Here is a 19899-nt window from a genome sequence, read left to right as displayed (position 1 = left end):
GGCGGCGGTTAGCCAAATCTCAAAGTTTCCATCCTATTCACCCTGGTTCGTCAAACAAGCGGCGGAGTGGCAATCGGGATGAGCGCGTTCGGTAAGCGGGGCGGAATCGGCAAGACAGCCGGTTCTCGTCCGTCCTTCGGTGTTGCGCGGCCGATGCAGGGCGGCGCGCCCCAGCGGGCGCCGGAACCCCAGGGTGGCGACCAGTTTCCGCCGATCGAGGCGCTCGACGTCGCCGAGGCTCCGGCCCCCGCGACGATGGACGCGATGGCGCGCCTCGCCAGCCGGCAGGATGCGTCCGGCGAAGCGGCGCAGTCCAAGGTCGAGGGATTCGAGGCGTCGGTCCACCGGATCAAGGAACAGGTGCTGCCCCGCCTGCTCGAACGGGTCGACCCGGAAGCGGCGGCGTCGCTCAGCAAGGAAGAACTGGCGGAGGAATTCCACCCGATCATCGGCGAGGTGCTCGCCGAACTGAAACTGACCCTCAACCGGCGCGAACAGTTCGCGCTGGAAAAGGTGCTGGTCGACGAACTGCTCGGCCTTGGGCCGCTTGAAGAGCTGCTGTCCGACCCGGCGATCAGTGATATCATGGTCAACGGCCCGACCCAGACCTACATCGAACGCAAGGGCAAGCTGGAACTGGCCAACATCCAGTTCCGCGACGAGGACCATTTGCTGCAGATCGCCCAGCGGATCGTCAATCAGGTCGGCCGCCGCGTCGACCAGACCAGCCCGCTGGCCGACGCCCGCCTGAAGGACGGCAGCCGCGTCAACGTCATCATCCCGCCGCTGTCGCTGCGCGGCACCGCCATCTCGATCCGTAAATTCTCGGCCAAGCCGATCACCCTCGACATGATGGCGAAGGGCGGGTCGATGAGCGACAAGATGGCGACGGCGCTGAAGATCGCCGGCGCCTGCCGCTTCAACATCGTCATTTCCGGCGGTACCGGTTCGGGCAAGACGACGATGCTGAACGCCCTGTCGAAGATGATCGATCCCGGCGAACGCGTGCTGACCATCGAGGACGCGGCCGAACTGCGGCTTCAGCAGCCGCACTGGCTGCCGCTTGAAACCCGCCCCGCCAACCTGGAGGGACAGGGCGCGATCACCATTCGCGATCTGGTCATCAACGCCCTGCGTATGCGGCCGGACCGGATCATCCTCGGCGAAATTCGCGGGTCGGAATGTTTCGACCTGCTTGCGGCGATGAACACCGGCCACGATGGCTCGATGGCGACGCTCCACTCCAACAGCCCGCGCGAATGCCTGGCGCGTATGGAAAACATGGTGATGATGTCGGACATCAAGGTGCCGAAGGAGGCGATCAGCCGCCAGATCGCCGATTCCGTCGACCTGATCGTTCAGGTCAAGCGGTTGCGCGACGGTTCGCGCCGGACGACCAACATCACCGAGGTGATCGGCATGGAAGGTCCGGTGATCGTCACCCAGGAACTGTTCAAGTTCGAATATCTGGACGAGACCGCCGACGGGAAAATCATCGGCGAATACCGGCCGATGGGCCTGCGCCCCTATACCCTTGAAAAAGCGAAACAATATGGGTTCGACCAGGCGTTCCTTGAGGCATGCCTGTAAACCTTGCCGGTAATCACCCCGCCGCGGCCGGCTGATACCGGCTGCGGCGGAGTGGTCGCAATCAGCCGATAATGACCGTCACGGCGCGGCGGTTCTGCGCCCAGGACCCTTCGTCCGACCCGGTCGCTTCCGGCCGTTCCTTGCCGTAGCTGATGACGTTGATCCGCGAAGCGGAGATGCCGGCGGCGGCCAGATAGTTCTTGGCCGCGTTGGCCCGGCGTTCGCCCAGCGCGAGGTTGTATTCGCGGGTGCCGCGCTCGTCGCAATGCCCCTCGATGGTGATACGGACGTTGCCGTACTGGTTCAGCCACTGCGCCTGGCTGTCGAGGATCGCGCGCGATTCGCCGTCGAGATCGGAACTGTCGAGCGCGAAGTGGACGCGGTCAGACTGAACCCTCTGCAGGAAATCCTCGCGCGAGCCGGGAACGATGGTGTTGCCGACATTGCCGGTGTCGACCGGCGCCGGCGTCGCCTGCGGCGGCGCGGTGTTGGTCGGCGGCGGCGGCGGCAGCTGTTCCGGCGCTTTCTTGGCGCAGCCCGCGATCGCGATCAGCGATGCCGCCATGATGAGTTTGGTGGTGGTTTTGAGCATGGTCCGTCTCCTCGTTGCATAACCGGATGAGGGGGTAAAAGGTTTCAGGGTAGTAACGGTCCCCACGCAGGATCGGAACCGTCAAGTGGCGTCGGTACGCGCCTTTCGTTGACTCCGGTCAGATCGACCGACCAGAGATCGGCCTTGCCGGACCCCTGGCCGGTCCGGAAAAACATGAGGACACGGCCATTTGGCGACCAGGTCGGCCCCTCATCCTGCCACGCGTTGGTCAGCAGTTTTTCGTTGCTGCCATTGGGCGCCATCACGCCGATCTGGAAGCCGCCACCCAGTTTGGTGAAGGCGATCAGGTCGCCCTTCGGGCTCCACACCGGCGTCGCGTACCGCCCGCCGCCGAAGCTGATTCGCTGCTGATTCGATCCGTCCGCGTTCATCACGTAAAGCTGCTGGCCGCCGGAGCGGTCGCTTTCGAACACGATGCGGCTGCCGTCCGGCGAATAGCTGCCGCCGGTGTCGATGCCGGGGGAGGTGGTCAGCCGCGTCGGAGTGCCGCCGGTCGACGACACGCGGTAGATGTCGGTGTTGCCGTTGACCGTCATCGAGAACAAAATCCAGCGACCGTCCGGCGAGAAGCGTGGCGCGAAGGTGGTGCTCGCCCCCTGGACGACCATGTGCTGGCGGCCGGAACCGACGTCGTAGGTGTAGATGCGCGGCTGGTTGCCGGCATAGCTCATATAGACGATCGCCTGTTCATTGGGCGAGAAGCGCGGGGTCAGCACGATGTTCTGGCCGTTGGTCAGGAAACGGTGGTTGGCGCCGTCCTGATCCATGATCGCCAGCCGCTTGATCCGGCGGTTCTTCGGTCCTGTTTCCGACACATAGACAACGCGGGTGTCGAAATAGGGGCCTTCGCCGGTCAGCCGGGTGTAGACGCTGTCGGCGCATTTATGCGCGGCGCGGCGCCAGTATTGCGGTTGGACGATGAAGCCCTGACGAGTCAGTTCGGTCTTGGCGAACACGTCGTAGAGATAACAACCGACGGTCAGCGTGCCGTCACCGTTGGCGCGGACGAAGCCCTGGATCAGCGCCTGCGCGCCGGTCTGCGTCCAGAACGGGAAATCCGGCGTCGTCACCTGATCGAAACCGACCGGTTTCAACTGGTTCGGGCCGAGCGGCTTGAACAGGCCGCTGTTCCTCAGGTCGTTGGTCACGATTTCCGCCACCTGCCGGCCGAGTGCGTCGGTGGCGCCGGCCGCCGTCGTCTGCGCCGTTGGCGTCGGCATTGCCGGGATGGCGATCGGCATCGGCGACGAGATGCCGCCGGTGATGTCGACTTCGATCTGCGCCGCCGCCGGGCTGGCGAGGGCAAAAGCGGCAAAAGCCGCAACTACGATCTGATTCAACCGGGCCTGCTTCACTGGGCCTCTCCTCCGACTAGAACACGGCATCAGCCAAGCTGACGCGGAATGAAATTGAGCGTTATGTCCTGCCAGCCGCCCTCATAGAGTTCGGCGGGCAGTTCGAGCGGCGAGCAGCGCGGGTTGAGCACGGCATTACGTGCCACCTCCGCCATGCGCGCCTGGTACATGCTGTTCGACCCGTCGACACCGCTGAAGCCGGTGATTTCCAGCCGCTGGCGGGTGACGACCCCTTCGCGTGTCGGCTGCAGCCGAACCTTGACGACGATGTCCATCGCCGACGTGCCGCCAAGCGGACCGAGATCGTAGCAGGGTCTGATCTGCCGGGCTATCGCCGCGCCGAGGCTGGCCAGCGCCTGTGCGCCGACGACGGCGGCGCGCGGCGTTTCCCCGGTCGCCTGGCGGCGGGCGGTGGCGGCAAGGCCCTTGCGGAAATCATCGCCGAGCAGCGAGCCGCGGCGCGGCTGTGGCGTCGCCGCCGTCGCCCGGCCGGTATCCCGCGCCGGGTTTTTGGTCGGCGGTGCGCTTGCCTGCGGCTTGGCCGGGGTCGGCTTTTCGGGCGTCGGCTTAGCGGGAATGGGCGCCGGTTGTGGCGCCGCACGGGGCGCCGGCGCAGGCGGCGCCGGTTCCGCCTGCTGCGGCGCCGGCGGGGGGCTGTCCTGCGCCATGCCGATTTCCGGCGCGATGGACGGCGCCGGTTCCTCGATCGCCGGCTTCGGGAAGGCGGATTTGAGACCGATCTCGTCGACGAACTGGACCTCGACCGGGTCGTTGCGCAGTTTCATCGGGTTGGGCGTTGCCAGAAAGCCGACCGACAACAGGCCGAAAAGCACGACATGGCCGCTGAACGCGACGCCAAGCCCGGTCTTTTCGGCACGGGTCATCATTTCGCGTCGGTCCCGGTGCTGACCAGCGCGATCCGGTTCAGGCCGGCGCGGTTCAGTTCGCCCATCACCCGCATCACCGTGCCGTAATCAAGCGCGCGGTCGGCGTGGAGATAGACCTGCGGCGGATTGCCGCCGGCGGCCATCTGCTCAAGCCGGTTGGGGAATGCCTCCACCGGCACCGCGTCCTCCCCGATGAAGATCCGGCCGTTGCGGTCGAGCGAGATCATCACCGGCTTCTGTTCCTGGTCGAGCGCGCCGGCCCGGCTGTCCGGCAGGTTGACCTCCACCCCAGCGGTCAGCAGCGGCGCGGTGACCATGAAGATGATCAGCAGCACCAGCATCACGTCGACGAACGGCGTGACGTTGATTTCCGACATCGGTGCCCGGCGCCGGCCGTGGCGGCGGCTTGCGACATTCATCGCCATGCCGGCGCCTCCGATGGCATGTCCCGCATCATGCCTCCGCGTCCAGCTCGCGCGACAGGGTGGCGTGGAAACCGTCGGCGAAACGGCCGAGCCGCGCCTCCAGCCGGTCCAGGCTGTGGCTGAAGCGGTTGTAGGCGATGACGGCGGGGATCGCGGCGAACAGGCCGATCGCGGTGGCGAACAGCGCCTCCGCGATGCCGGGGGCGACAACCGCGATGCTGGAGCTTTTTTCAGCGGCGATGCCGGTGAAGGCGCGCATGATGCCCCACACCGTGCCGAACAGGCCGACGAACGGCGCGACGCTGCCGATCGTCGCGAGGAAGGTCAGCCGGCCAGACAGCTTGTCGATCTCTGCGCCGATCGCCGCCGCCATCGTCATGTGCAGGCGCGAGCGGATGCCTTCGCGGTCAACCCGCTTGCCGTTGGTCGAGCGGCGCCATTCGCGGACCCCGGCGTCAAGCACCCGCGCGGCGGGCAGGTCGACGCGGCCGTTGGCGTCGTGGAACCGATCGATATCCTGGGCTTTCCAGAAATCCGCCTCATACTGGGCGGAACGCCGGGCCATGCGCCCGAGGTTTCGCCCGAAGCCGATGATGATCGCCCAGCTCCATATGCTGGCGGCGAGCAGCCCAAGCATCACCATTTTCACCACCCAGTCGGCCTGGAGGAAAAGGCCCACGGGCGACAGGGTCGCGGCATCGCTATTCACGAACAGGTCCATTGCTGGCTAATCGCCCTCCGTCATCAGCCGCTCGAAAATTGCGATCCAGGCGGGCGGCTGCCGCCTGGGTCGGCCATCAAGGGACAGGAACGCGGCGCGGACGGCACCTTGGGTCAAGATTTCCGGGCCGCGCCTGACTGTTTGATGAATGAAGCACGTCGCCGCCCGCAATTCGTTCAATCGGCTGACGATGACAAGGTCGTCGTCAAGCCGCGCCGGTTTCAGATAGCGGATCGAAAGGTCCGCGACCGCGTAAACGCCTTCACCCCGGTCGAAGGTTCCGCGCTGGTCGATCCCGGCGCAGCGCAGCATGTCCGAACGCGCCCGTTCCATGAAACGCAGATAGCCGGCGTGATAGACGATGCCGGACAGGTCGGTATCCTCGAAATAGACGCGCAACGGATAGCGATGCTCGGCGCCGATGAAGCGACCGGCTGCTGGCAGGGGGTCGCTGGCCAGGTCCATAGCTTTGGTCCTTAGCGATTATGCCGGGTGGCTCAACCCTCGAACGGCAAAGCGTCCTGGCCGGCCGTGGCCGGTGGGGGCAGGCCGAGATGTGTCCACGCCCGGCCGTTGAGGCAGCGGCCACGGGCAGTCCGGGCGACAAGGCCGATCTGGATCAGATAGGGCTCGATCACCTCCTCGATCGTGTCGCGCGGTTCGGACAGGCCGGCGGCCAGGGTTTCGACGCCGACCGGCCCGCCCTGATAGATGTCGGCGATCATCGTCAGGTAGCGCCGGTCCATCGCGTCGAGGCCCAGTGCGTCCACCTCCAGCCGGGTCAGCGCGCGATCGGCGCTTGCCGCGTCGACGGTCGCGACGCCGGCGACGTCGGCGAAATCACGGACCCGGCGCAGTAGCCGGCCGGCGATGCGTGGCGTACCGCGCGAACGGCGGGCGATTTCCCGCGCGCCGTCCTCGGCGATCGCCAGGCCAAGCAGCCCCGCGGCGCGACGGACGACCTGTTCCAGTTCAGCGATGCTGTAGAAAGCCAGCCGGACGGGGATGCCGAAGCGGTCGCGCAGCGGCGTGGTCAGCAGGCCCTGTCGCGTCGTCGCGCCGACCAGGGTGAAGCGCGGGAGGTCGATGCGGACCGAGCGGGCCGACGGCCCTTCGCCGATCATCAGGTCGAGCGCACGGTCCTCCATCGCCGGGTAGAGCACCTCCTCCACCGCCGGGGCGAGGCGATGGATCTCGTCGATGAACAGCACGTCGCCGTCCTCGAGATTGGTCAGCAGCGCGGCGAGGTCGCCCGACTTGGCGATCACAGGGCCGGAGGTGGCGCGGAAGCCGACCCCCATCTCGCGCGCGACGATCTGGGCGAGGGTGGTCTTGCCAAGGCCGGGCGGGCCGAAGAACAGCACATGGTCGAGCGCCTCGCCCCGCGCCCGCGCGGCGGCGATGAACACGCGCAGATTTTCGCGCGCGGCCTGCTGGCCGATGAACTCGTCGAGCGCCTTGGGACGCAGCGCCGCATCGACATCCTCCGGCCGGCGCTGGGCGGCGATCAGGCGATCACTGTCGGTCATCGCTACCGCCTAGCGCCTTTCCGGTGTCGGCGTCAGCCCTTCTTGCGCGCCGCGTCCCACTTCTTCACCGCGTCGAGCGTGCCGGTGACATGGCCGACCGGGTTCATCGCCGAATGGGTGAAGATGATCTTGCCGTCCGGCGCGATGACGTAGGAGGTGCGGTTGCTCAGCCCCTCGCGCGCCGGCAGTTTGACGTCGTAGCCGGCAATGATCGCCGGGCTGGCGGTGCCGACCGCGAACTTGTTGCGGCATTCCTTGACCGAGAACTCGTTCAGTTTCTCGATCGGGTCGGCGGACAGGCCGACGACCGTCGCGCCGTGCTTGGCGAACTCGGCGGTTGCTTCGGCGAATTCATGCGCCTCGGCGGTGCAGCCGGGGGTGAAGGCGGCCGGGAAGAAATAGAGCACGACCGGCCCGTTCTTCAGCGCCTTGGACAAAGTGAAAGCGGATGCCTTGCCGGCCAGCGAGGCCTGGGTGGTGAAATCGGGCGCCTTCGCGCCGGGGGTGAGCGCGGCGACGGCAGGCACGGCGGCGCACAGGGCGGCGGCGAGAGCGAAACGGGCGTATGACATGGCGCGATCCTCGAGTCCCGGGATGGGCGGCGCGATCCTGAGCCTTCTCCGCCGCCGGGTCCAGAGGGCAGGCGGGTCAACCGGCGTTGGCGACCATGCCGATCAGCAGATAAGCGAGGATCGTCGCGGGCGCGAGACCGAGCAAGGTGAGCAGGACCAGACCGACGCGGATCAGCGTCACGTCGGTGCCGGTCATCCGGGCGAAGCCGGAACAGACACCCATCAGCCGGGCGTTGCTTTTGTCGAGGGTGAAGTGGGCGGGCATGGCTGGTGTCCCCGAAAAACGGTGGGCGGTCAGGCGATCGGTGGAACCGGGCCGACGGTGGCGGTGACCATGACGGCGGCGACGAACAGGGCGGCGGTGGCGGACAGGACCAGGCTCTGCAGTTTGGCGATCGTGAACATTTCTTGTCTCCTAGGTTGTCGGGTCCGGATCATCCGGACGGGATACCAGGGAGATTGCAGAGAGCGTGCCAAATGCCGGAAACGAGCGAAATTAGCGGGGAAAATCGGGAGTGGCGGCGAAAATTGCCAAAAATATCACCGAATATTGGTGGCGAGCGCCGATGAATGGCTATTCAGGAAGGAGCGGATAGAGTTCGGCGTCCTCGCGGCGGATGCGCGCCTGCAGCCGGGCGAGCAGTGCCGTCGCCTCGGCGCGAAAGGTGGCCCAGTCGGCGGTCAGCCGATAGCCCGGCCATCTGGCGATATGCGCCTGATAGGCGGCGTAGAGTTCGCCCAGTTCGTCCTTCACCGCCGCGGCGGCGGCGCCGAGCCGGGGCAGCGTACCGTCGGCCGCCGGGCGGTAGATATATTCGTCCTCCAGCGCGAGATGCGCGGTGATCCGCCGGGCCAGTTGCCAGCGCAGCGCCGCGATCCCGGCGATGTCGCCGGGCGCCGGGCGGTCGACCAGCGCGATCATGTCCGCGCAGAGCCGTTCGAGTTCCGCATGGTCGGCCGACAGGATGGTACGGATCGACATGGTCGCGAGTCCCCCGGGGCGATTGGATGCCCCCGCTATGAATCCGCAAATGTTATCCAGCGCCTAACAAAAGTCCGTTTTGGCGAGCGGCGGTCAGCCGAGCAGCGCCTCGATCGCGTCGGCCATCGCTACGTCGCGGGAGGACAGGCCGCCTGCATCGTGGGTGGTCAGCAGGACGTCGACGCGATTCCAGACATTGGACCATTCCGGATGATGATCCATCTTTTCGGCGAGCAGCGCGACCCGGGTCATGAAGCCGAAGGCGGCGGAAAAATCGTCGAACACGAAGCGGCGGGTGATCGCGTCGCGGGCGTCGTCGTAATCCCACTCGTCGAGCCGGTCGAGCGCATCGATCCGGTCTTCGTCGTTCAGCGGTTCGATCATGCCGGGTTCCTTCCGTGCACCATTTGCGCCACTGTCGCAGCGATGGAACCCGAAGGTCAATCGGCGGCGACGCTGGCGCCGGATATCGCGACGATCGAGGCGCTGGCGCTGGCCGCGCTCAACCGGCTGCCGCCGGAATTCCGCGCGCATCTGGGCGATGTCGTCGTCCAGGTCGAGGATTTTGCCGACGACGTGGTGCTCGACAGCATGGGGATCGACGACCCGTTTTCGCTGAGTGGGCTTTATCAGGGTCGGCCGCTCAGCGAGAAATCGTCGATGGACAGCGGCGCGCTGCCTGACATGATCTTCCTCTATCGCCGCCCGCTGCTCGATGAATGGGTGGAAACCGGGGTGACGCTGGAGGCGCTGGTGACCCATGTGCTGGTCCATGAGGTCGGCCATCACTTCGGCCTGTCGGACGCCGACATGCACGCGCTGGAGGAACTGGCGGGGTGAGCGCGGCGCGGCTGGTGTTCAGCGGTGTCGCCTGCGCGCGCGGCGGGCGGATGCTGTTCGCCGACATGGACTTCGTGTTGGAGGCCGGGGCGGCGGCGGTGCTGTCCGGCCCGAACGGCATCGGCAAGTCGAGCCTGCTGCGGCTGGCTGCCGGGCTGCTGGCGCCGACGGCGGGGCAGATCGCGCGGGCGGGCGGTATCGCGCTCGCCGACGAGGCGATCGCGCTCGACGCCCGGCTGCCGCTGGCCGCCGCGCTGGGTTTCTGGGCGCGGCTGGACGGCGGCGGGGCGCGGCTGGCGGCGGCGATGGATGCGCTGGGCCTGACCGCGCTGGCGCCGGTGCCGGTGCGGATGCTGTCGACCGGCCAGCGCAAGCGCGCGACGCTGGCCCGGGTGGTGGCGAGCGGCGCCGGGCTGTGGCTGCTCGACGAACCGGCCAACGGGCTGGACGGCGACGGCCTGGTGCGGCTGGAGCGGATTATCGCCGACCACCGGGCGGCGGGGGGCGTGGTTGTCGCGGCGTCGCATCAGGCGCTGGGCATCACCGACCCGCAGGCGATCATCCTCGGCGGGGCGGGGCGATGATCGGCGCGATCATCCTGCGAGACCTGGCCAATGCCTGGCGCGGCGGCGGGCTGCTGCTGCCGCTGCTGTTCTTTCTGCTGGTCGCGACGCTGTTTCCGTTCGCGGTCGGGCCGGACGCGCCGCTGCTGGCGCGGATCGGCGGCGGCACGCTGTGGGTGGCGGCGCTGCTCGCCGCGCTGCTGCCGGTCGACCGGCTGGTCGAACCGGACCGGGCGGCCGGCGTGATCGACCAATATGCGCTGCGCGGCATTCCCGACGAAATGGTCGCGCTGGCCAAGATGGTCGCCCACTGGATCGGTTTCGGCCCGCCGCTGATGCTGGCGGCGCTGCCGGCAAGCGTGCTGTTCGGCATGGACGGCGACGCGCTGTGGCGGGTCGAACTGGGCCTGCTTGCCGGCACCCCGGCGCTGGCGGCGCTGGCGGTGGCGGTCGCGGCTTTGACCGCCGGGCTGCGCAGCGCCGGGGCGCTCGCCGGGCTGCTGATGCTGCCGCTGGTCGTGCCGGTGCTGATCTTCGGCGCCGGGATGCTTGACCCGATGGGGGCCGGGGCGCTGAAGCTGCTGGCGGCGACGGCGTTGCTGATCGTCGCCGCGACGCCGTTCGTCGCTGGCGCGGCGCTGCGCGCGGCCCGCGATTGAGCCGATATCAGCGCGCGCGCGGTCCCCACAGGATCAGTGCCGCGCCGAGCAGGCAGAGCATCGCGCCAGCGACATCCCACCGGTCCGGCCGGGCGCCTTCGACCAGCCACAGCCAGCCGAGCGCGCTGACGATGTAGATGCCGCCATAGGCGGCGAAGGCGCGGCCGGCGTGATCGGCGTCGACAAGGGTCAGCAGCCAGGCGAACAGGCAGAGGGCGGCGATGCCGGGCGCCAGCCACAGCGCGGAGCGGCCGAGCTTCAGCCATGCCCAGAAGGCGAAGCAGCCGCCGATTTCGGCCAGCGCCGCGGCAAGGTAGATCAGCAGGGTTGGCGCGGTCATTTGCGGCCGAACAGTTTTTCGATGTCGGCGTGTTGCAGCTTCACCCAGGTCGGGCGGCCGTGATTGCACTGGCCGCTGTGCGGGGTGACTTCCATTTCGCGGAGCAGCGCGTTCATTTCCGCTACCGACAGCAGCCGCCCGGCGCGGACCGAGCCGTGGCAGGCCATCGTCGCCGCGACCAGATCGAGTCGTTCCTTCAGCGACAGCGCCTGATCAAAGGCGGCGAGTTCGTCGGCGAGGTCGGCGACCAGCCCTTTTGCGTCACTGGTGCCGAGCAGCGCCGGCATCGCCCGCACCAGCACCGCCGCCGGGCCGAAGCGTTCCAGTTCCAGCCCCAGATCGGCGAGCTCGGCGGCGCGCGCCTCCAGCCGGTCGCAGGCCGGTTCGTCCAGCTCGACGACTTCGGGGAGGAGCAGGGCCTGCCGGGCGACCGCGCCGTCCGCCGTCGCCCGGCGCATCCGTTCGAGCACCAGCCGTTCGTGCGCGGCATGCTGGTCGACGATGACCAGCCCATCCTCCGCCTCTGCGACGATATAGGTTTTCGCCACCTGCCCGCGCGCGACGCCGAGCGGGTGGGCGGTGGTGGCGGGCGGCGGGGCGTAGGCCGGTTCGGCCCGCGCCATCGGCGGCGCGGCGAAGCTGGCCGGGCGGTCCCACACCGCATGCTGGGCCGGGAGGGCGGGCGCGGGCGACGGGGCGGCGAGCGGGGCCGGCGCCTCCGTCTGCCAGGCGCCGAGCGCCGCCGCCGACGGGCGCTGGACGCTGCGGAAGCCGGCGGCGTCGAGCGCGTGGCGCAGGCCGCTGACGATCAGCCCGCGCACCATGGCCGGATCGCGGAAGCGCACCTCGGTCTTCGCGGGGTGGACGTTGACGTCGACCGCGTCGGCCGGAACGTCGAGGAACAGCGCGACGACCGGATGGCGGTCGCGCGCCAGCACGTCGGCATAGGCGCCGCGCACCGCGCCGACCAGCAGCCGGTCGCGCACCGGCCGGCCGTTGACGAACAGATACTGGTGGTCGGCGACGCCGCGGTTGAAGGTCGGCAGTCCGGCGACGCCGCCGAGCCGCAGCCCTTCGCGCTCCAGGTCGACGGCGACGCTGTTGGCGGCAAGGGCGCGGTCGGTCAGCGCGGCGACGCGGGCCGGCTGATCCTCCCCCGGCGGGACGGTCAGCACCGTGCGGCCGTCATGTTCGACCGAGAAGCCGATATCGGGCCGGGCCATTGCCAGCCGGCGGACGGTGTCGAGGCAGGCGGCATATTCCGACCGGGGCGAGCGGAGGAACTTGCGCCGCGCCGGCACCCTGGCGAACAGCGATTCGACGCGGACACGGGTGCCCGGCGGCAGCGCGGCCGGGCCGTCCGCCACCCGATCGCCATTGTCGACGGTCAGGCTCCATCCGTCCGCCCCGCGCGGGCGGCTCTCGATGGTCAGCCGCGCGACGCTGGCGATCGACGGCAGCGCCTCGCCGCGGAAGCCGAGGGTTGCGACCGCCTCGATCCGGTCGTCGGGCAGCTTGGAGGTGGCGTGGCGCTCCAGCGCCAGCGCCATGTCCGCCGGGGTCATGCCGCAGCCGTCGTCGGTCACCTCGACCAGATCTGTGCCGCCGGCGGCGATGCGGACGGCGATGCGGGTGGCGCCTGCATCGACCGCGTTCTCGACCAGTTCCTTCAACGCGCTGGCGGGCCTTTCCACCACTTCACCGGCAGCGATACGGTTGACAAGATGCGGTGGCAGGCGGCGTATTGACATGCGACAGGCTCTAGCCCAAGCGACCTGACTTCGCACCCCGGCGTTTACCGAATTTTTGTGTCGCGGCACCCGCAACGGGCGACGGATCAGGACGGCGCGGGGGCATCGCCGGCACGCAGTACGGACAGGATACCGATGGCATTCACCCGCTTCTTCAAATTCATGTCCCACGATATGGCGATCGACCTCGGCACGGCGAACACCGTCGTGTATCTGCGCGGGCGCGGCATTGTTCTGAACGAGCCGTCGGTGGTGGCGATCGAGACGATCGACGGCATCAAGCGGGTCAAGGCGGTCGGCGACGACGCCAAGCTGATGATGGGCAAGACCCCCGGCACGATCGAGGCGATCCGGCCGCTGCGCGACGGCGTCATCGCCGACATCGACGTCGCCGAGCAGATGATCAAGCACTTCATTCACAAGGTGCACGGCGGCAAGTCGCGGCCCTGGCGCTTTCCCGAGATCGTCATCTGCGTGCCGTCGGGGTCGACCAAGGTCGAGCGCCGGGCGATTCGCGACGCCGCGTCCAACGCCGGCGCCAGCCAGGTCTGGCTGATCGAGGAACCGATGGCCGCCGCGATCGGCGCCGACATGCCGGTGACCGAGCCGATCGGGTCGATGGTCGTCGACATCGGCGGCGGCACGACCGAGGTGGCGGTGCTGTCGCTGCGCGGCCTTGCCTACACCACCTCCGTCCGCGTTGGCGGCGACAAGATGGACGAGGCGATCGTCAGCTATGTCCGCCGCAACCACAATCTGCTGATCGGCGAGGCGACGGCGGAGCGGATCAAGAAGGAAGTCGGCATCGCCAAGCCGCCGGCGGACGGCGTCGGCCAGACCATCCAGATCAAGGGGCGCGACCTGGTCAACGGCGTACCCAAGGAGATCGAGATCAACCAGGGCCAGATCGCCGAGGCGCTGAGCGAGCCGGTCGGAACGATCATCGAGGGCGTGCGCATCGCGCTGGAGAACACCGCGCCGGAACTGGCCGCCGACATTGTCGACCAGGGCATCGTCATCACCGGCGGCGGCGGGCTGCTCGAAGGGATCGACGAGGTGCTGCGCGACGAGACCGGCCTGCCGGTGACCGTCGCCGACGACCCGCTGACCTGCGTTGCGCTCGGCACCGGCCGGGCGCTTGAGGACCCGATCTATCGCGGCGTCCTGCTGAGCGCGTGAGGCGCATGGCGGCCGCATACCCCCGTTCATTCCCGCGTCGTCGGACCTTCGGAGACGCTGCCGGCATGCGCCGCGTGGCCGGCGGCTCCCGGCTTTCCGCCTCCGCGAGGATGACGCGCGCCTAGGCCCGCGGCGATGACCCCGCCGAAAAACCGCCGTCCCGGTTATTCGCGCCGGGCGCAGTATGGCCTGTTCCTCAGCTATGTCGTCGCGATCGGCGGGGCGCTGTTCGCGCTGCTGATGCTGGTCGTCGCCGCGATCGACCCGACCGGCTTCGGCGCGGTCCGTACCGTCGTCAGCGATGCGACGGCGCCGATTTCATCCGCCGGGCGCGGTATCGCGCGGGGCAGCGGCATGATCGTGTCGCAACTGTCCGATTACGTGTTCGCCGCGTCCAAGAACCAGGCGATGCGCGCCGAGCTGGAAAGCCAGCGCGCCGAAGTCGCCCGCGCCCACGGGATCGAGATCGAGAACCGCAAGCTGAAGGCGCTGCTTGGCATTGTCGAGCAGGCGCCGGCGCGCGTCGCCGTCGCCCGACTGGTCAGTTCGTCGGTGACCAGCAGCCGCCGCTTCGCCGTGCTTGGTGCCGGGCGTGACGCGGGGATTCGCGCCGGCATGCCGGTGCGCGCCGCCACCGGGCTGATCGGCCGGGTCGTCGCCGTCGGCGGATCGAGCGCGCAGGTCGCGCTGCTGACCGACGGCGGGACGATGGTGCCGGTCCGCCGCTCTCGCGACGGCCTGCCGGCGATCGCCACCGGCACCGGCAGCGGTGCCGTCGACGTCCGGGCGCTCGGCGCCGGCGACAATCCGTTCCGGGTCGGCGACGTGCTTGTCACTTCCGGCGTCGGCGGCATCTATGCCCCCGATATCCCGGTGGCGATCATCGTCCGGGTCGCCGGCGACGACGCGCTGGCGCGCCCGCTGGCCGACCCGTCGCGGATCGACTTCGCGCTGGTCGAGGCGCCGTACCAGCCGACCGTCCAGCAGCCGCTGGCGCCGCCGCCGCCCGCCCCGGTGCGCTGATGGCGCGGATCATCAGCATGGAGACCAGCCCGTTGACGCTGAGCGTCCGGGCGCGGGCGGTGCCGATCCTGTCGACGATGGCCGGTTCGCTGATCAGCCTGCTGCCGGTGATCGTGCAGACACCGCTGGTGCCGCCCGCCGGATTCCTGATGCTGATCGCCTGGCGGCTGCTGCGCCCGGAATTCTGGCGGATCTGGGCGGCGCTGCCGCTTGGCGCATGGGACGACCTGTTCAGCGGTCAGCCGCCGGGCAGTGCGATGTTGACCTGGACGCTGGCTTTCCTGCTGCTCGACATGGTCGACAAATGGCTGCTGTGGCGCGATTACTGGCAGGACTGGTTCGTTGCCGCCGCCGTCATTACGCTGGTGATCGCCGGCGGCTTCGTGATCGCGCTCGCTACCGGAGGCGGAGGCTTGGTCCTGGTCGTCGTGCCGCAGATCGTCGTATCGATCCTGGTTTTTCCGCTTGCCGTCCGGCTGTGCGCGTTGCTCGACCGCTGGCGGTTGCCGGGATGAAACTGTTCGGCAAGCGCGTCATTACCGATGCGACGCAGGGTTTCGTGTTCACGCGGCGGGCGCTGGTGCTGGGCGCGGCGCAGGGCGGTGTCGGCCTGCTGCTGGCCGGGCGGATGGCCTGGCTGTCGGTGGTCGAGAATGAGCGGTACAGCCTTCTGTCGGAAAGCAACCGCGTCAACCTGACGCTGGTGCCGCCCCGGCGGGGCTGGATCGTCGACCGCACCGGCAAGCCGATCGCGATCAACCGCACCGATTTCCGCGTCGATCTGATCCCGGAACGGCTTGTCGACCGCGACAAGACGCTGGCGGCGGTGCAGCGGCTGCTCGCGCTGTCCGACGATGAGATGCGGCGCATCCGCGACGACCTCGACGGTGGCGCCCGTTTCCAGCCGGTGCAGATCGCCGAGAATCTCGACTGGAACCGCTATGCCGCGGTCAGTGTGCGGCTGAACGACCTGCCCGGTATCATGCCGGGGCGCGGCTTTTCCCGTTTCTACCCGGACGGTGCGGCTGTCGGCCATCTTGTCGGCTATGTCGGCCCGGCGTCCGCCGCCGAGTATGAGAAGGCGAAGGACCCGCTGCTGATCACCCCCGGCTTCAAGGTCGGCAAGGAGGGGCTGGAGAAGACGCTGGAGCCGTCGTTGCGCGGCAAGCCCGGCGCCAAGCGGGTCGAGGTGACCGCCCACGGCAAGATCGTCCGCGAATTGACCACCCGGCCCGATGTCGCCGGTGCGACGGTGCGGCTGGCGATCGATGCGGGCCTGCAGAGTTACGCGGCGCGGCGGCTGGGCACCGCGTCCGGTTCCGTCGTCGTCATCGATTGCGCCAATGGAGACATATTGGCGATGGCGTCGATGCCCGCATACGACCCGAACAGTTTTTCCGACGGCATCAGCCACGACGAATGGGACATGCTGTCGCAGAACGACCATCTGCCGTTGATGAACAAGGTGCTGCAGGGGCTGTACCCGCCGGGATCGACGGTCAAACCGATGAACGCGCTGGCGCTGCTGGAGGCCGGGGTCGGGCCGCATGAGTCGGTGCTGTGCACCGGCGCCTATCGCGTCGGCAGCGGCCTGTTCCATTGTCACAAGCGCGGCGGCCACGGCATGGTCGACATGCGCAAGGCCGTGGCGCAGAGCTGCGACGTCTATTTTTATCACATGGCGCGCCGCATCGGTTACGATCCGATCGCGCGCATGGCGCGGCTGGTCGGGCTGGGCGAGCGCTACGACCTGCCGGTCGCGTCGCAGCGTTACGGCACCGTGCCGGACAGCGCGTGGAAAAAGGCGAAGTACAAGCGCGACTGGACGGCGGCGGACACGGTCAACGCGTCGATCGGCCAGGGCTATATGCTGACCAACCCGTTGCAGCTGGCGGTGATGGCGGCGCGGATCGGGTCCGGCCGGATGTTCGCGCCGCGCCTGCTGGCGACCGGCGCGCAGCCGGTGGCCGATCCGTTGCCGGTGCCGGCGGAGCACCTGGCCATTGTCCATGACGCGATGGACGCGGTGGTCAATGGTGGCGGCACCGGCGGCCGCGCCCGGTTGCTGGTGCCCGACGTATTGATGGCGGGCAAGACCGGCACCGCGCAGGTCCGCCGGATCACCATGGCCGAACGCCGCACCGGCGTGCTGGGCGACGCGGCGCTGCCGTTCCGGTTGCGCGACCATTCGCTGTTCATCGGTTTCGCCCCGGCGGACGTGCCGCTGTATGCGGTGTCGTGCATTCTCGAACATAGCGGCCACATCGTTACCGCCGCGCCAATTGCCAGCGACGTCGTCAGCTATCTGTTCGACCGTGAGAAGGCGCTGGCCCGGCTGGAGCGGCTGGAAGCGGAGTGGGGCGGCGGTATCGCCCAGCGGATGGCGGCGCAGGCGCAGGCGTTCCGCGCCGCCCGCCACCCGGCCGCCACCGGCCCCGACCCGGGCGAAGGGGGCGGGCGATGAGCGGGCCCGGCATCGTCCCGACGCCGTTGAAGCAGTTGCCGTGGAAGCTGTTGCTGCTGGTCGTCGCGATCACCGGCTTCGGGGTGGCGGTGCTCTATTCGGCGGCCGGCGGGCACATGAAGCCGTGGGCGATCTCTCAGGGCGTGCGGTTTCTGGTGTTTCTGATCGTCGCCATCGCGCTGTCGCGGCTGCGCGAGGATTTCTGGAAGCAGGTGGCCTTTCCGACCTATATCGTCGTCGTCGTGCTGCTGGCCGTGGTGGAGCTGATCGGCAAGGTCAGCGGTGGCAGCCAGCGGTGGATGGACCTGGGCATCGTTCGCCTGCAGCCGTCCGAGTTCATGAAGCCGGCGATCGTGCTGGCGCTGGCCCGGTTCTACACCCTGCTGCCGGCGACCGAGTTGCGCACCATGCACGCGATCTGGCCGGCGGCGGCGATGATCGCGCTGCCCGCCGGGCTGGTGCTGCTCCAGCCCGACCTTGGCACCGCGACGATGATCGCGGCCGGCGGCATCACCGTCATGTTCCTTGCCGGGTTGCCGCTGCGTCTGTTCGTTGCCGGGGTGGCGACGGTAGCCGGGTCTCTGCCAATCGCATTTTCGATGATGCACGATTACCAGCGCAACCGCGTGCTGATCTTCCTTAACCCGGAATCGGACCCGCTGGGCACCGGCTATCACATCAGCCAGTCGAAGATCGCGATCGGATCGGGCGGGCTGTTCGGCAAGGGGTTTCTGAACGGCACGCAGAGCCACCTCGATTACCTGCCCGAAGGCCATACCGATTTCGTGTTCGCGACGATGGCGGAGGAATGGGGGCTGTTCGGCGGGTTGCTCCTGATCGGTGCGTTCATGCTGCTGGTGAACTGGGGCGTGCGCGTCGGCCTGCGGGCGGAGAGCCGTTTCGCCCGGCTGGCCGCCGCCGGTCTGGCGACGACGATCTTCTTCTACGTCGCGATCAACCTGATGATGGTGATGGGGCTGGCGCCGGTCGTCGGCATTCCGTTGCCGTTGGTGTCGTTCGGCGGATCGGCGATGATGACGGTGATGATCTGCGTCGGCATCCTGATGTCGCTCGACCGCCAGCCGCGGCGCGGCCGGATCGGCTGATGCGATAAAATTTGCCCTTACGGCTTGACTGCGCGCGCCCAATCCACCATTCCGCCGCCTCCCGTGTGGACGCATAGCTCAGTTGGTAGAGCAGCTGACTCTTAATCAGCGGGTCCTAGGTTCGAGCCCTAGTGCGTCCACCAAAATCCCCTAGCAAAAACAGTTACTTAGCGAAGGTCCAACACGGCACCGCAGGTCGGTGCTTTTTACTTTCTAGCGTATTTCTAGCCGCTCTAGCGGCTCAGCAGCACCCTACACCAGAAGGCGTAGGATGCTGGCAGCGTCAGGCGAATGAAGCGTTCGCTGCGGATTCCGGTGTAACCTTCGTCTTGCGGGATGCTACTAACAGTGCCCGTAGTCGGCCGTCCCAATCCTCGCACTGACGCATGGCTTTTTGAACGCCAGGGTCACTAACCGGCTTTCGTTCCTTCACATCAAACACCTTCATCTCAACCCACGGCTCAGCCAGTTCGTCAGTCAGAATGCGAAGCGAAAGGCACTGAATCTTGCTGTTGTGTGCAGCAACCAATGCTGCGACGCTCCCGGCAACATTACCTGAAGCGACAATGCCGCCGAGAACGGTATCCGTCGTAGCCCCCCAGTTCTTGACGCCGCCTCCGCGTGAAACTGATCGCCCGTTGACGAGGGTTTCAACGTCAATAATCTGTTCAAAATTGAAGATTCGGCGGTTCTTACCGGCCACAACAGCGAGGCGATTGTTCTCTGTATCCACACCCAACCCATACTCGTTTTCGCAAAATGTTTCTACGAAAGTGGGTACGAACTCCCTGCTCGCTCCGAGCATCATTTCCATATTATTGCGCTTCGCGAGGGCCCGCTTCTTCTTACTGCTCACCTGCCACCAGATGAACGCGCATAGCAGCACAATGATCGCCAAAACTTCCATAACCCATCCCACAAAAAGCCCGAAACAATGCTCATTCTAACAACAAACGATTAATAGGGACTACATTCCCTAGAGAATATATACCCGGTCCCCATCCATCGCGAGATGGACGATTGGCGCGGCATTGTCGGAAAAAATGTGAGGCGATTCCGCCAGCACGCCGATATGACGCAAGAGCAGTTGGCGTTCGCGGCGGAGATCGACCTTACCTATGTTGGTGGCATAGAACGTGGAAAGCGCAACCCGTCCGTTCTGGTTCTGGTCAGGATCGCGACGGCGCTTGGCACGAAGCCTGCGGAACTGCTTCAACCCGAGTAGTCATCTGCATATGCCTGCCTCCATGTGCCATCCTGCTCCCAGCGGCGGAGGCTAGCGACAACGGCAACCATATCC

Annotated in this window: 24 protein-coding genes and 1 tRNA gene; 11 read left to right on the top strand and 14 right to left on the bottom strand. The window is 67.6% G+C overall.

The annotated features are described in order from the left end of the window. The first annotated feature begins 78 nt into the window (after window positions 1-78). Window positions 79-1590, top strand: coding sequence for a CpaF family protein (locus ACMT1E_RS13645; RefSeq protein WP_414900916.1), 1512 nt, complete (start codon window positions 79-81; stop codon window positions 1588-1590). A gap of 61 nt (window positions 1591-1651) precedes the next feature. Here the strand turns inward: ACMT1E_RS13645 and pal are convergent, their stop codons facing one another. The 11 genes from pal to ACMT1E_RS13590 all read right to left on the bottom strand — a co-directional run bounded on the left by pal (window position 1652) and on the right by ACMT1E_RS13590 (window position 9058). Beyond that, entirely contained in the window at window positions 1652-2182 is a 531-nt protein-coding gene (gene pal, locus ACMT1E_RS13640) for a peptidoglycan-associated lipoprotein Pal (RefSeq protein ID WP_414900915.1), read from the bottom strand. A gap of 44 nt (window positions 2183-2226) precedes the next feature. After that, window positions 2227-3588: a Tol-Pal system beta propeller repeat protein TolB gene (tolB, locus tag ACMT1E_RS13635; RefSeq protein WP_414900914.1), complete on the bottom strand. Its 1362-nt coding sequence runs from the start codon at window positions 3586-3588 to the stop codon at window positions 2227-2229. Next, on the bottom strand, window positions 3588-4445 hold the full coding sequence (locus tag ACMT1E_RS13630) for a hypothetical protein (protein ID WP_414900913.1): 858 nt from the start codon (window positions 4443-4445) through the stop codon (window positions 3588-3590). Before ACMT1E_RS13630 ends, tolB begins: the two co-directional genes overlap by 1 nt. After that, window positions 4442-4870, bottom strand: coding sequence for an ExbD/TolR family protein (locus tag ACMT1E_RS13625; protein ID WP_414900912.1), 429 nt, complete (start codon window positions 4868-4870; stop codon window positions 4442-4444). The genes ACMT1E_RS13630 and ACMT1E_RS13625 overlap by 4 nt, the downstream gene beginning before the upstream one ends. 28 nt (window positions 4871-4898) lie before the next feature. After that, window positions 4899-5591, bottom strand: coding sequence for a protein TolQ (gene tolQ / locus ACMT1E_RS13620; protein ID WP_414900911.1), 693 nt, complete (start codon window positions 5589-5591; stop codon window positions 4899-4901). A 6-nt stretch (window positions 5592-5597) separates the two neighbouring features. Beyond that, the gene (locus ACMT1E_RS13615) at window positions 5598-6056 is read right to left on the bottom strand and encodes a YbgC/FadM family acyl-CoA thioesterase (RefSeq protein ID WP_414900910.1); all 459 of its coding nucleotides are present in this window, start codon (window positions 6054-6056) and stop codon (window positions 5598-5600) included. Window positions 6057-6088: 32 nt separating this feature from the next. Beyond that, window positions 6089-7120: a Holliday junction branch migration DNA helicase RuvB gene (gene ruvB, locus ACMT1E_RS13610; protein WP_414900909.1), complete on the bottom strand. Its 1032-nt coding sequence runs from the start codon at window positions 7118-7120 to the stop codon at window positions 6089-6091. A 32-nt stretch (window positions 7121-7152) separates the two neighbouring features. Next, window positions 7153-7692 (bottom strand): peroxiredoxin, encoded by a 540-nt coding sequence (locus ACMT1E_RS13605; RefSeq protein ID WP_414900908.1) that lies wholly within the window; start codon window positions 7690-7692, stop codon window positions 7153-7155. A 76-nt stretch (window positions 7693-7768) separates the two neighbouring features. Continuing rightward, window positions 7769-7957, bottom strand: coding sequence for a PspC domain-containing protein (locus ACMT1E_RS13600; RefSeq protein WP_414900907.1), 189 nt, complete (start codon window positions 7955-7957; stop codon window positions 7769-7771). A gap of 309 nt (window positions 7958-8266) precedes the next feature. Then, complete coding sequence (locus ACMT1E_RS13595; RefSeq protein WP_414900906.1) at window positions 8267-8674, bottom strand: hemerythrin domain-containing protein; 408 nt, start codon at window positions 8672-8674, stop codon at window positions 8267-8269. A 93-nt stretch (window positions 8675-8767) separates the two neighbouring features. After that, on the bottom strand, window positions 8768-9058 hold the full coding sequence (locus tag ACMT1E_RS13590; protein ID WP_414900905.1) for a 4a-hydroxytetrahydrobiopterin dehydratase: 291 nt from the start codon (window positions 9056-9058) through the stop codon (window positions 8768-8770). Window positions 9059-9100: 42 nt separating this feature from the next. On the opposite strand from ACMT1E_RS13590, the gene ACMT1E_RS13585 reads away from it, so the two are divergent. Genes ACMT1E_RS13585 through ccmB form a run of 3 tightly spaced genes read left to right on the top strand, consistent with a single transcriptional unit; the run spans window position 9101 to window position 10736 of the window. Continuing rightward, window positions 9101-9514 carry a metallopeptidase family protein gene (locus ACMT1E_RS13585; protein ID WP_414900904.1) on the top strand — a complete coding sequence of 138 codons (414 nt, stop codon included), beginning with the start codon at window positions 9101-9103 and terminating at the stop codon, window positions 9512-9514. Continuing rightward, window positions 9511-10098 carry a heme ABC exporter ATP-binding protein CcmA gene (gene ccmA, locus ACMT1E_RS13580; RefSeq protein ID WP_414900903.1) on the top strand — a complete coding sequence of 196 codons (588 nt, stop codon included), beginning with the start codon at window positions 9511-9513 and terminating at the stop codon, window positions 10096-10098. The genes ACMT1E_RS13585 and ccmA overlap by 4 nt, the downstream gene beginning before the upstream one ends. Next, window positions 10095-10736 carry a heme exporter protein CcmB gene (gene ccmB, locus ACMT1E_RS13575; RefSeq protein ID WP_414900901.1) on the top strand — a complete coding sequence of 214 codons (642 nt, stop codon included), beginning with the start codon at window positions 10095-10097 and terminating at the stop codon, window positions 10734-10736. Before ccmA ends, ccmB begins: the two co-directional genes overlap by 4 nt. 7 nt (window positions 10737-10743) lie before the next feature. Here the strand turns inward: ccmB and ACMT1E_RS13570 are convergent, their stop codons facing one another. After that, entirely contained in the window at window positions 10744-11076 is a 333-nt protein-coding gene (locus ACMT1E_RS13570) for a YnfA family protein (protein WP_414900899.1), read from the bottom strand. Continuing rightward, a complete protein-coding gene (mutL, locus tag ACMT1E_RS13565; RefSeq protein ID WP_414900897.1) occupies window positions 11073-12827 on the bottom strand; it encodes a DNA mismatch repair endonuclease MutL in 1755 nt (584 codons plus the stop codon). The genes ACMT1E_RS13570 and mutL overlap by 4 nt, the downstream gene beginning before the upstream one ends. A gap of 135 nt (window positions 12828-12962) precedes the next feature. Between mutL and ACMT1E_RS13560 the strand changes: the two genes are divergently transcribed. From ACMT1E_RS13560 to ACMT1E_RS13535, 6 genes are all read left to right on the top strand, one after another. Beyond that, on the top strand, window positions 12963-14006 hold the full coding sequence (locus ACMT1E_RS13560) for a rod shape-determining protein (protein WP_414900895.1): 1044 nt from the start codon (window positions 12963-12965) through the stop codon (window positions 14004-14006). Window positions 14007-14141: 135 nt separating this feature from the next. Next, a complete protein-coding gene (gene mreC / locus ACMT1E_RS13555) occupies window positions 14142-15029 on the top strand; it encodes a rod shape-determining protein MreC (RefSeq protein WP_414900893.1) in 888 nt (295 codons plus the stop codon). Continuing rightward, the gene (locus ACMT1E_RS13550; protein ID WP_414900891.1) at window positions 15029-15544 is read left to right on the top strand and encodes a rod shape-determining protein MreD; all 516 of its coding nucleotides are present in this window, start codon (window positions 15029-15031) and stop codon (window positions 15542-15544) included. The genes mreC and ACMT1E_RS13550 overlap by 1 nt, the downstream gene beginning before the upstream one ends. Then, window positions 15541-17493 (top strand): penicillin-binding protein 2, encoded by a 1953-nt coding sequence (mrdA, locus tag ACMT1E_RS13545; RefSeq protein ID WP_414900890.1) that lies wholly within the window; start codon window positions 15541-15543, stop codon window positions 17491-17493. The genes ACMT1E_RS13550 and mrdA overlap by 4 nt, the downstream gene beginning before the upstream one ends. Beyond that, window positions 17490-18599, top strand: a complete 1110-nt coding sequence (gene rodA, locus ACMT1E_RS13540) for a rod shape-determining protein RodA (protein ID WP_414900889.1) — start codon at window positions 17490-17492, stop codon at window positions 18597-18599. The genes mrdA and rodA overlap by 4 nt, the downstream gene beginning before the upstream one ends. A gap of 67 nt (window positions 18600-18666) precedes the next feature. Continuing rightward, a tRNA-Lys gene (locus ACMT1E_RS13535) sits at window positions 18667-18742 on the top strand. A 140-nt stretch (window positions 18743-18882) separates the two neighbouring features. On the opposite strand, the gene ACMT1E_RS13530 is transcribed toward ACMT1E_RS13535, so the two are convergent. Further along, window positions 18883-19506, bottom strand: a complete 624-nt coding sequence (locus tag ACMT1E_RS13530) for a hypothetical protein (RefSeq protein WP_414900888.1) — start codon at window positions 19504-19506, stop codon at window positions 18883-18885. 105 nt (window positions 19507-19611) lie between these two features. Between ACMT1E_RS13530 and ACMT1E_RS13525 the strand changes: the two genes are divergently transcribed. Continuing rightward, on the top strand, window positions 19612-19824 hold the full coding sequence (locus ACMT1E_RS13525; protein ID WP_414900887.1) for a helix-turn-helix domain-containing protein: 213 nt from the start codon (window positions 19612-19614) through the stop codon (window positions 19822-19824). Window positions 19825-19899: the final 75 nt, after the last annotated feature.

Origin of the sequence: Sphingomonas flavalba (assembly GCF_047553045.1) — a bacterium.
In the GTDB taxonomy this organism is placed as follows: Bacteria; Pseudomonadota; Alphaproteobacteria; order Sphingomonadales; family Sphingomonadaceae; genus Sphingomonas_L; species Sphingomonas_L flavalba_A.
The sequence above is the reverse complement of the archived record's forward strand: the minus strand, read 5'-3'. Positions and strand labels throughout refer to the sequence as shown.

What these genes read in the sequence shown, in the direction of transcription:
- ACMT1E_RS13570 (WP_414900899.1), bottom strand. Translation starts at nt 11,076, where the DNA reads ATGACCGCGCCAACCCTGCTGATCTACCTTGCCGCGGCGCTGGCCGAA.
- ACMT1E_RS13645 (WP_414900916.1), top strand. Translation starts at nt 79, where the DNA reads ATGAGCGCGTTCGGTAAGCGGGGCGGAATCGGCAAGACAGCCGGTTCT.
- ACMT1E_RS13615 (WP_414900910.1), bottom strand. Translation starts at nt 6,056, where the DNA reads ATGGACCTGGCCAGCGACCCCCTGCCAGCAGCCGGTCGCTTCATCGGC.
- ACMT1E_RS13525 (WP_414900887.1), top strand. Translation starts at nt 19,612, where the DNA reads ATGGACGATTGGCGCGGCATTGTCGGAAAAAATGTGAGGCGATTCCGC.
- mreC (WP_414900893.1), top strand. Translation starts at nt 14,142, where the DNA reads ATGACCCCGCCGAAAAACCGCCGTCCCGGTTATTCGCGCCGGGCGCAG.
- ruvB (WP_414900909.1), bottom strand. Translation starts at nt 7,120, where the DNA reads ATGACCGACAGTGATCGCCTGATCGCCGCCCAGCGCCGGCCGGAGGAT.
- ACMT1E_RS13590 (WP_414900905.1), bottom strand. Translation starts at nt 9,058, where the DNA reads ATGATCGAACCGCTGAACGACGAAGACCGGATCGATGCGCTCGACCGG.
- ACMT1E_RS13605 (WP_414900908.1), bottom strand. Translation starts at nt 7,692, where the DNA reads ATGTCATACGCCCGTTTCGCTCTCGCCGCCGCCCTGTGCGCCGCCGTG.
- ACMT1E_RS13550 (WP_414900891.1), top strand. Translation starts at nt 15,029, where the DNA reads ATGGCGCGGATCATCAGCATGGAGACCAGCCCGTTGACGCTGAGCGTC.
- ACMT1E_RS13630 (WP_414900913.1), bottom strand. Translation starts at nt 4,445, where the DNA reads ATGATGACCCGTGCCGAAAAGACCGGGCTTGGCGTCGCGTTCAGCGGC.
- ACMT1E_RS13585 (WP_414900904.1), top strand. Translation starts at nt 9,101, where the DNA reads ATGGAACCCGAAGGTCAATCGGCGGCGACGCTGGCGCCGGATATCGCG.
- ACMT1E_RS13595 (WP_414900906.1), bottom strand. Translation starts at nt 8,674, where the DNA reads ATGTCGATCCGTACCATCCTGTCGGCCGACCATGCGGAACTCGAACGG.
- mrdA (WP_414900890.1), top strand. Translation starts at nt 15,541, where the DNA reads ATGAAACTGTTCGGCAAGCGCGTCATTACCGATGCGACGCAGGGTTTC.
- ACMT1E_RS13625 (WP_414900912.1), bottom strand. Translation starts at nt 4,870, where the DNA reads ATGGCGATGAATGTCGCAAGCCGCCGCCACGGCCGGCGCCGGGCACCG.
- tolQ (WP_414900911.1), bottom strand. Translation starts at nt 5,591, where the DNA reads ATGGACCTGTTCGTGAATAGCGATGCCGCGACCCTGTCGCCCGTGGGC.
- tolB (WP_414900914.1), bottom strand. Translation starts at nt 3,588, where the DNA reads ATGCCGTGTTCTAGTCGGAGGAGAGGCCCAGTGAAGCAGGCCCGGTTG.
- ACMT1E_RS13530 (WP_414900888.1), bottom strand. Translation starts at nt 19,506, where the DNA reads ATGGAAGTTTTGGCGATCATTGTGCTGCTATGCGCGTTCATCTGGTGG.
- ccmB (WP_414900901.1), top strand. Translation starts at nt 10,095, where the DNA reads ATGATCGGCGCGATCATCCTGCGAGACCTGGCCAATGCCTGGCGCGGC.
- rodA (WP_414900889.1), top strand. Translation starts at nt 17,490, where the DNA reads ATGAGCGGGCCCGGCATCGTCCCGACGCCGTTGAAGCAGTTGCCGTGG.
- pal (WP_414900915.1), bottom strand. Translation starts at nt 2,182, where the DNA reads ATGCTCAAAACCACCACCAAACTCATCATGGCGGCATCGCTGATCGCG.
- mutL (WP_414900897.1), bottom strand. Translation starts at nt 12,827, where the DNA reads ATGTCAATACGCCGCCTGCCACCGCATCTTGTCAACCGTATCGCTGCC.
- ACMT1E_RS13600 (WP_414900907.1), bottom strand. Translation starts at nt 7,957, where the DNA reads ATGCCCGCCCACTTCACCCTCGACAAAAGCAACGCCCGGCTGATGGGT.
- ACMT1E_RS13560 (WP_414900895.1), top strand. Translation starts at nt 12,963, where the DNA reads ATGGCATTCACCCGCTTCTTCAAATTCATGTCCCACGATATGGCGATC.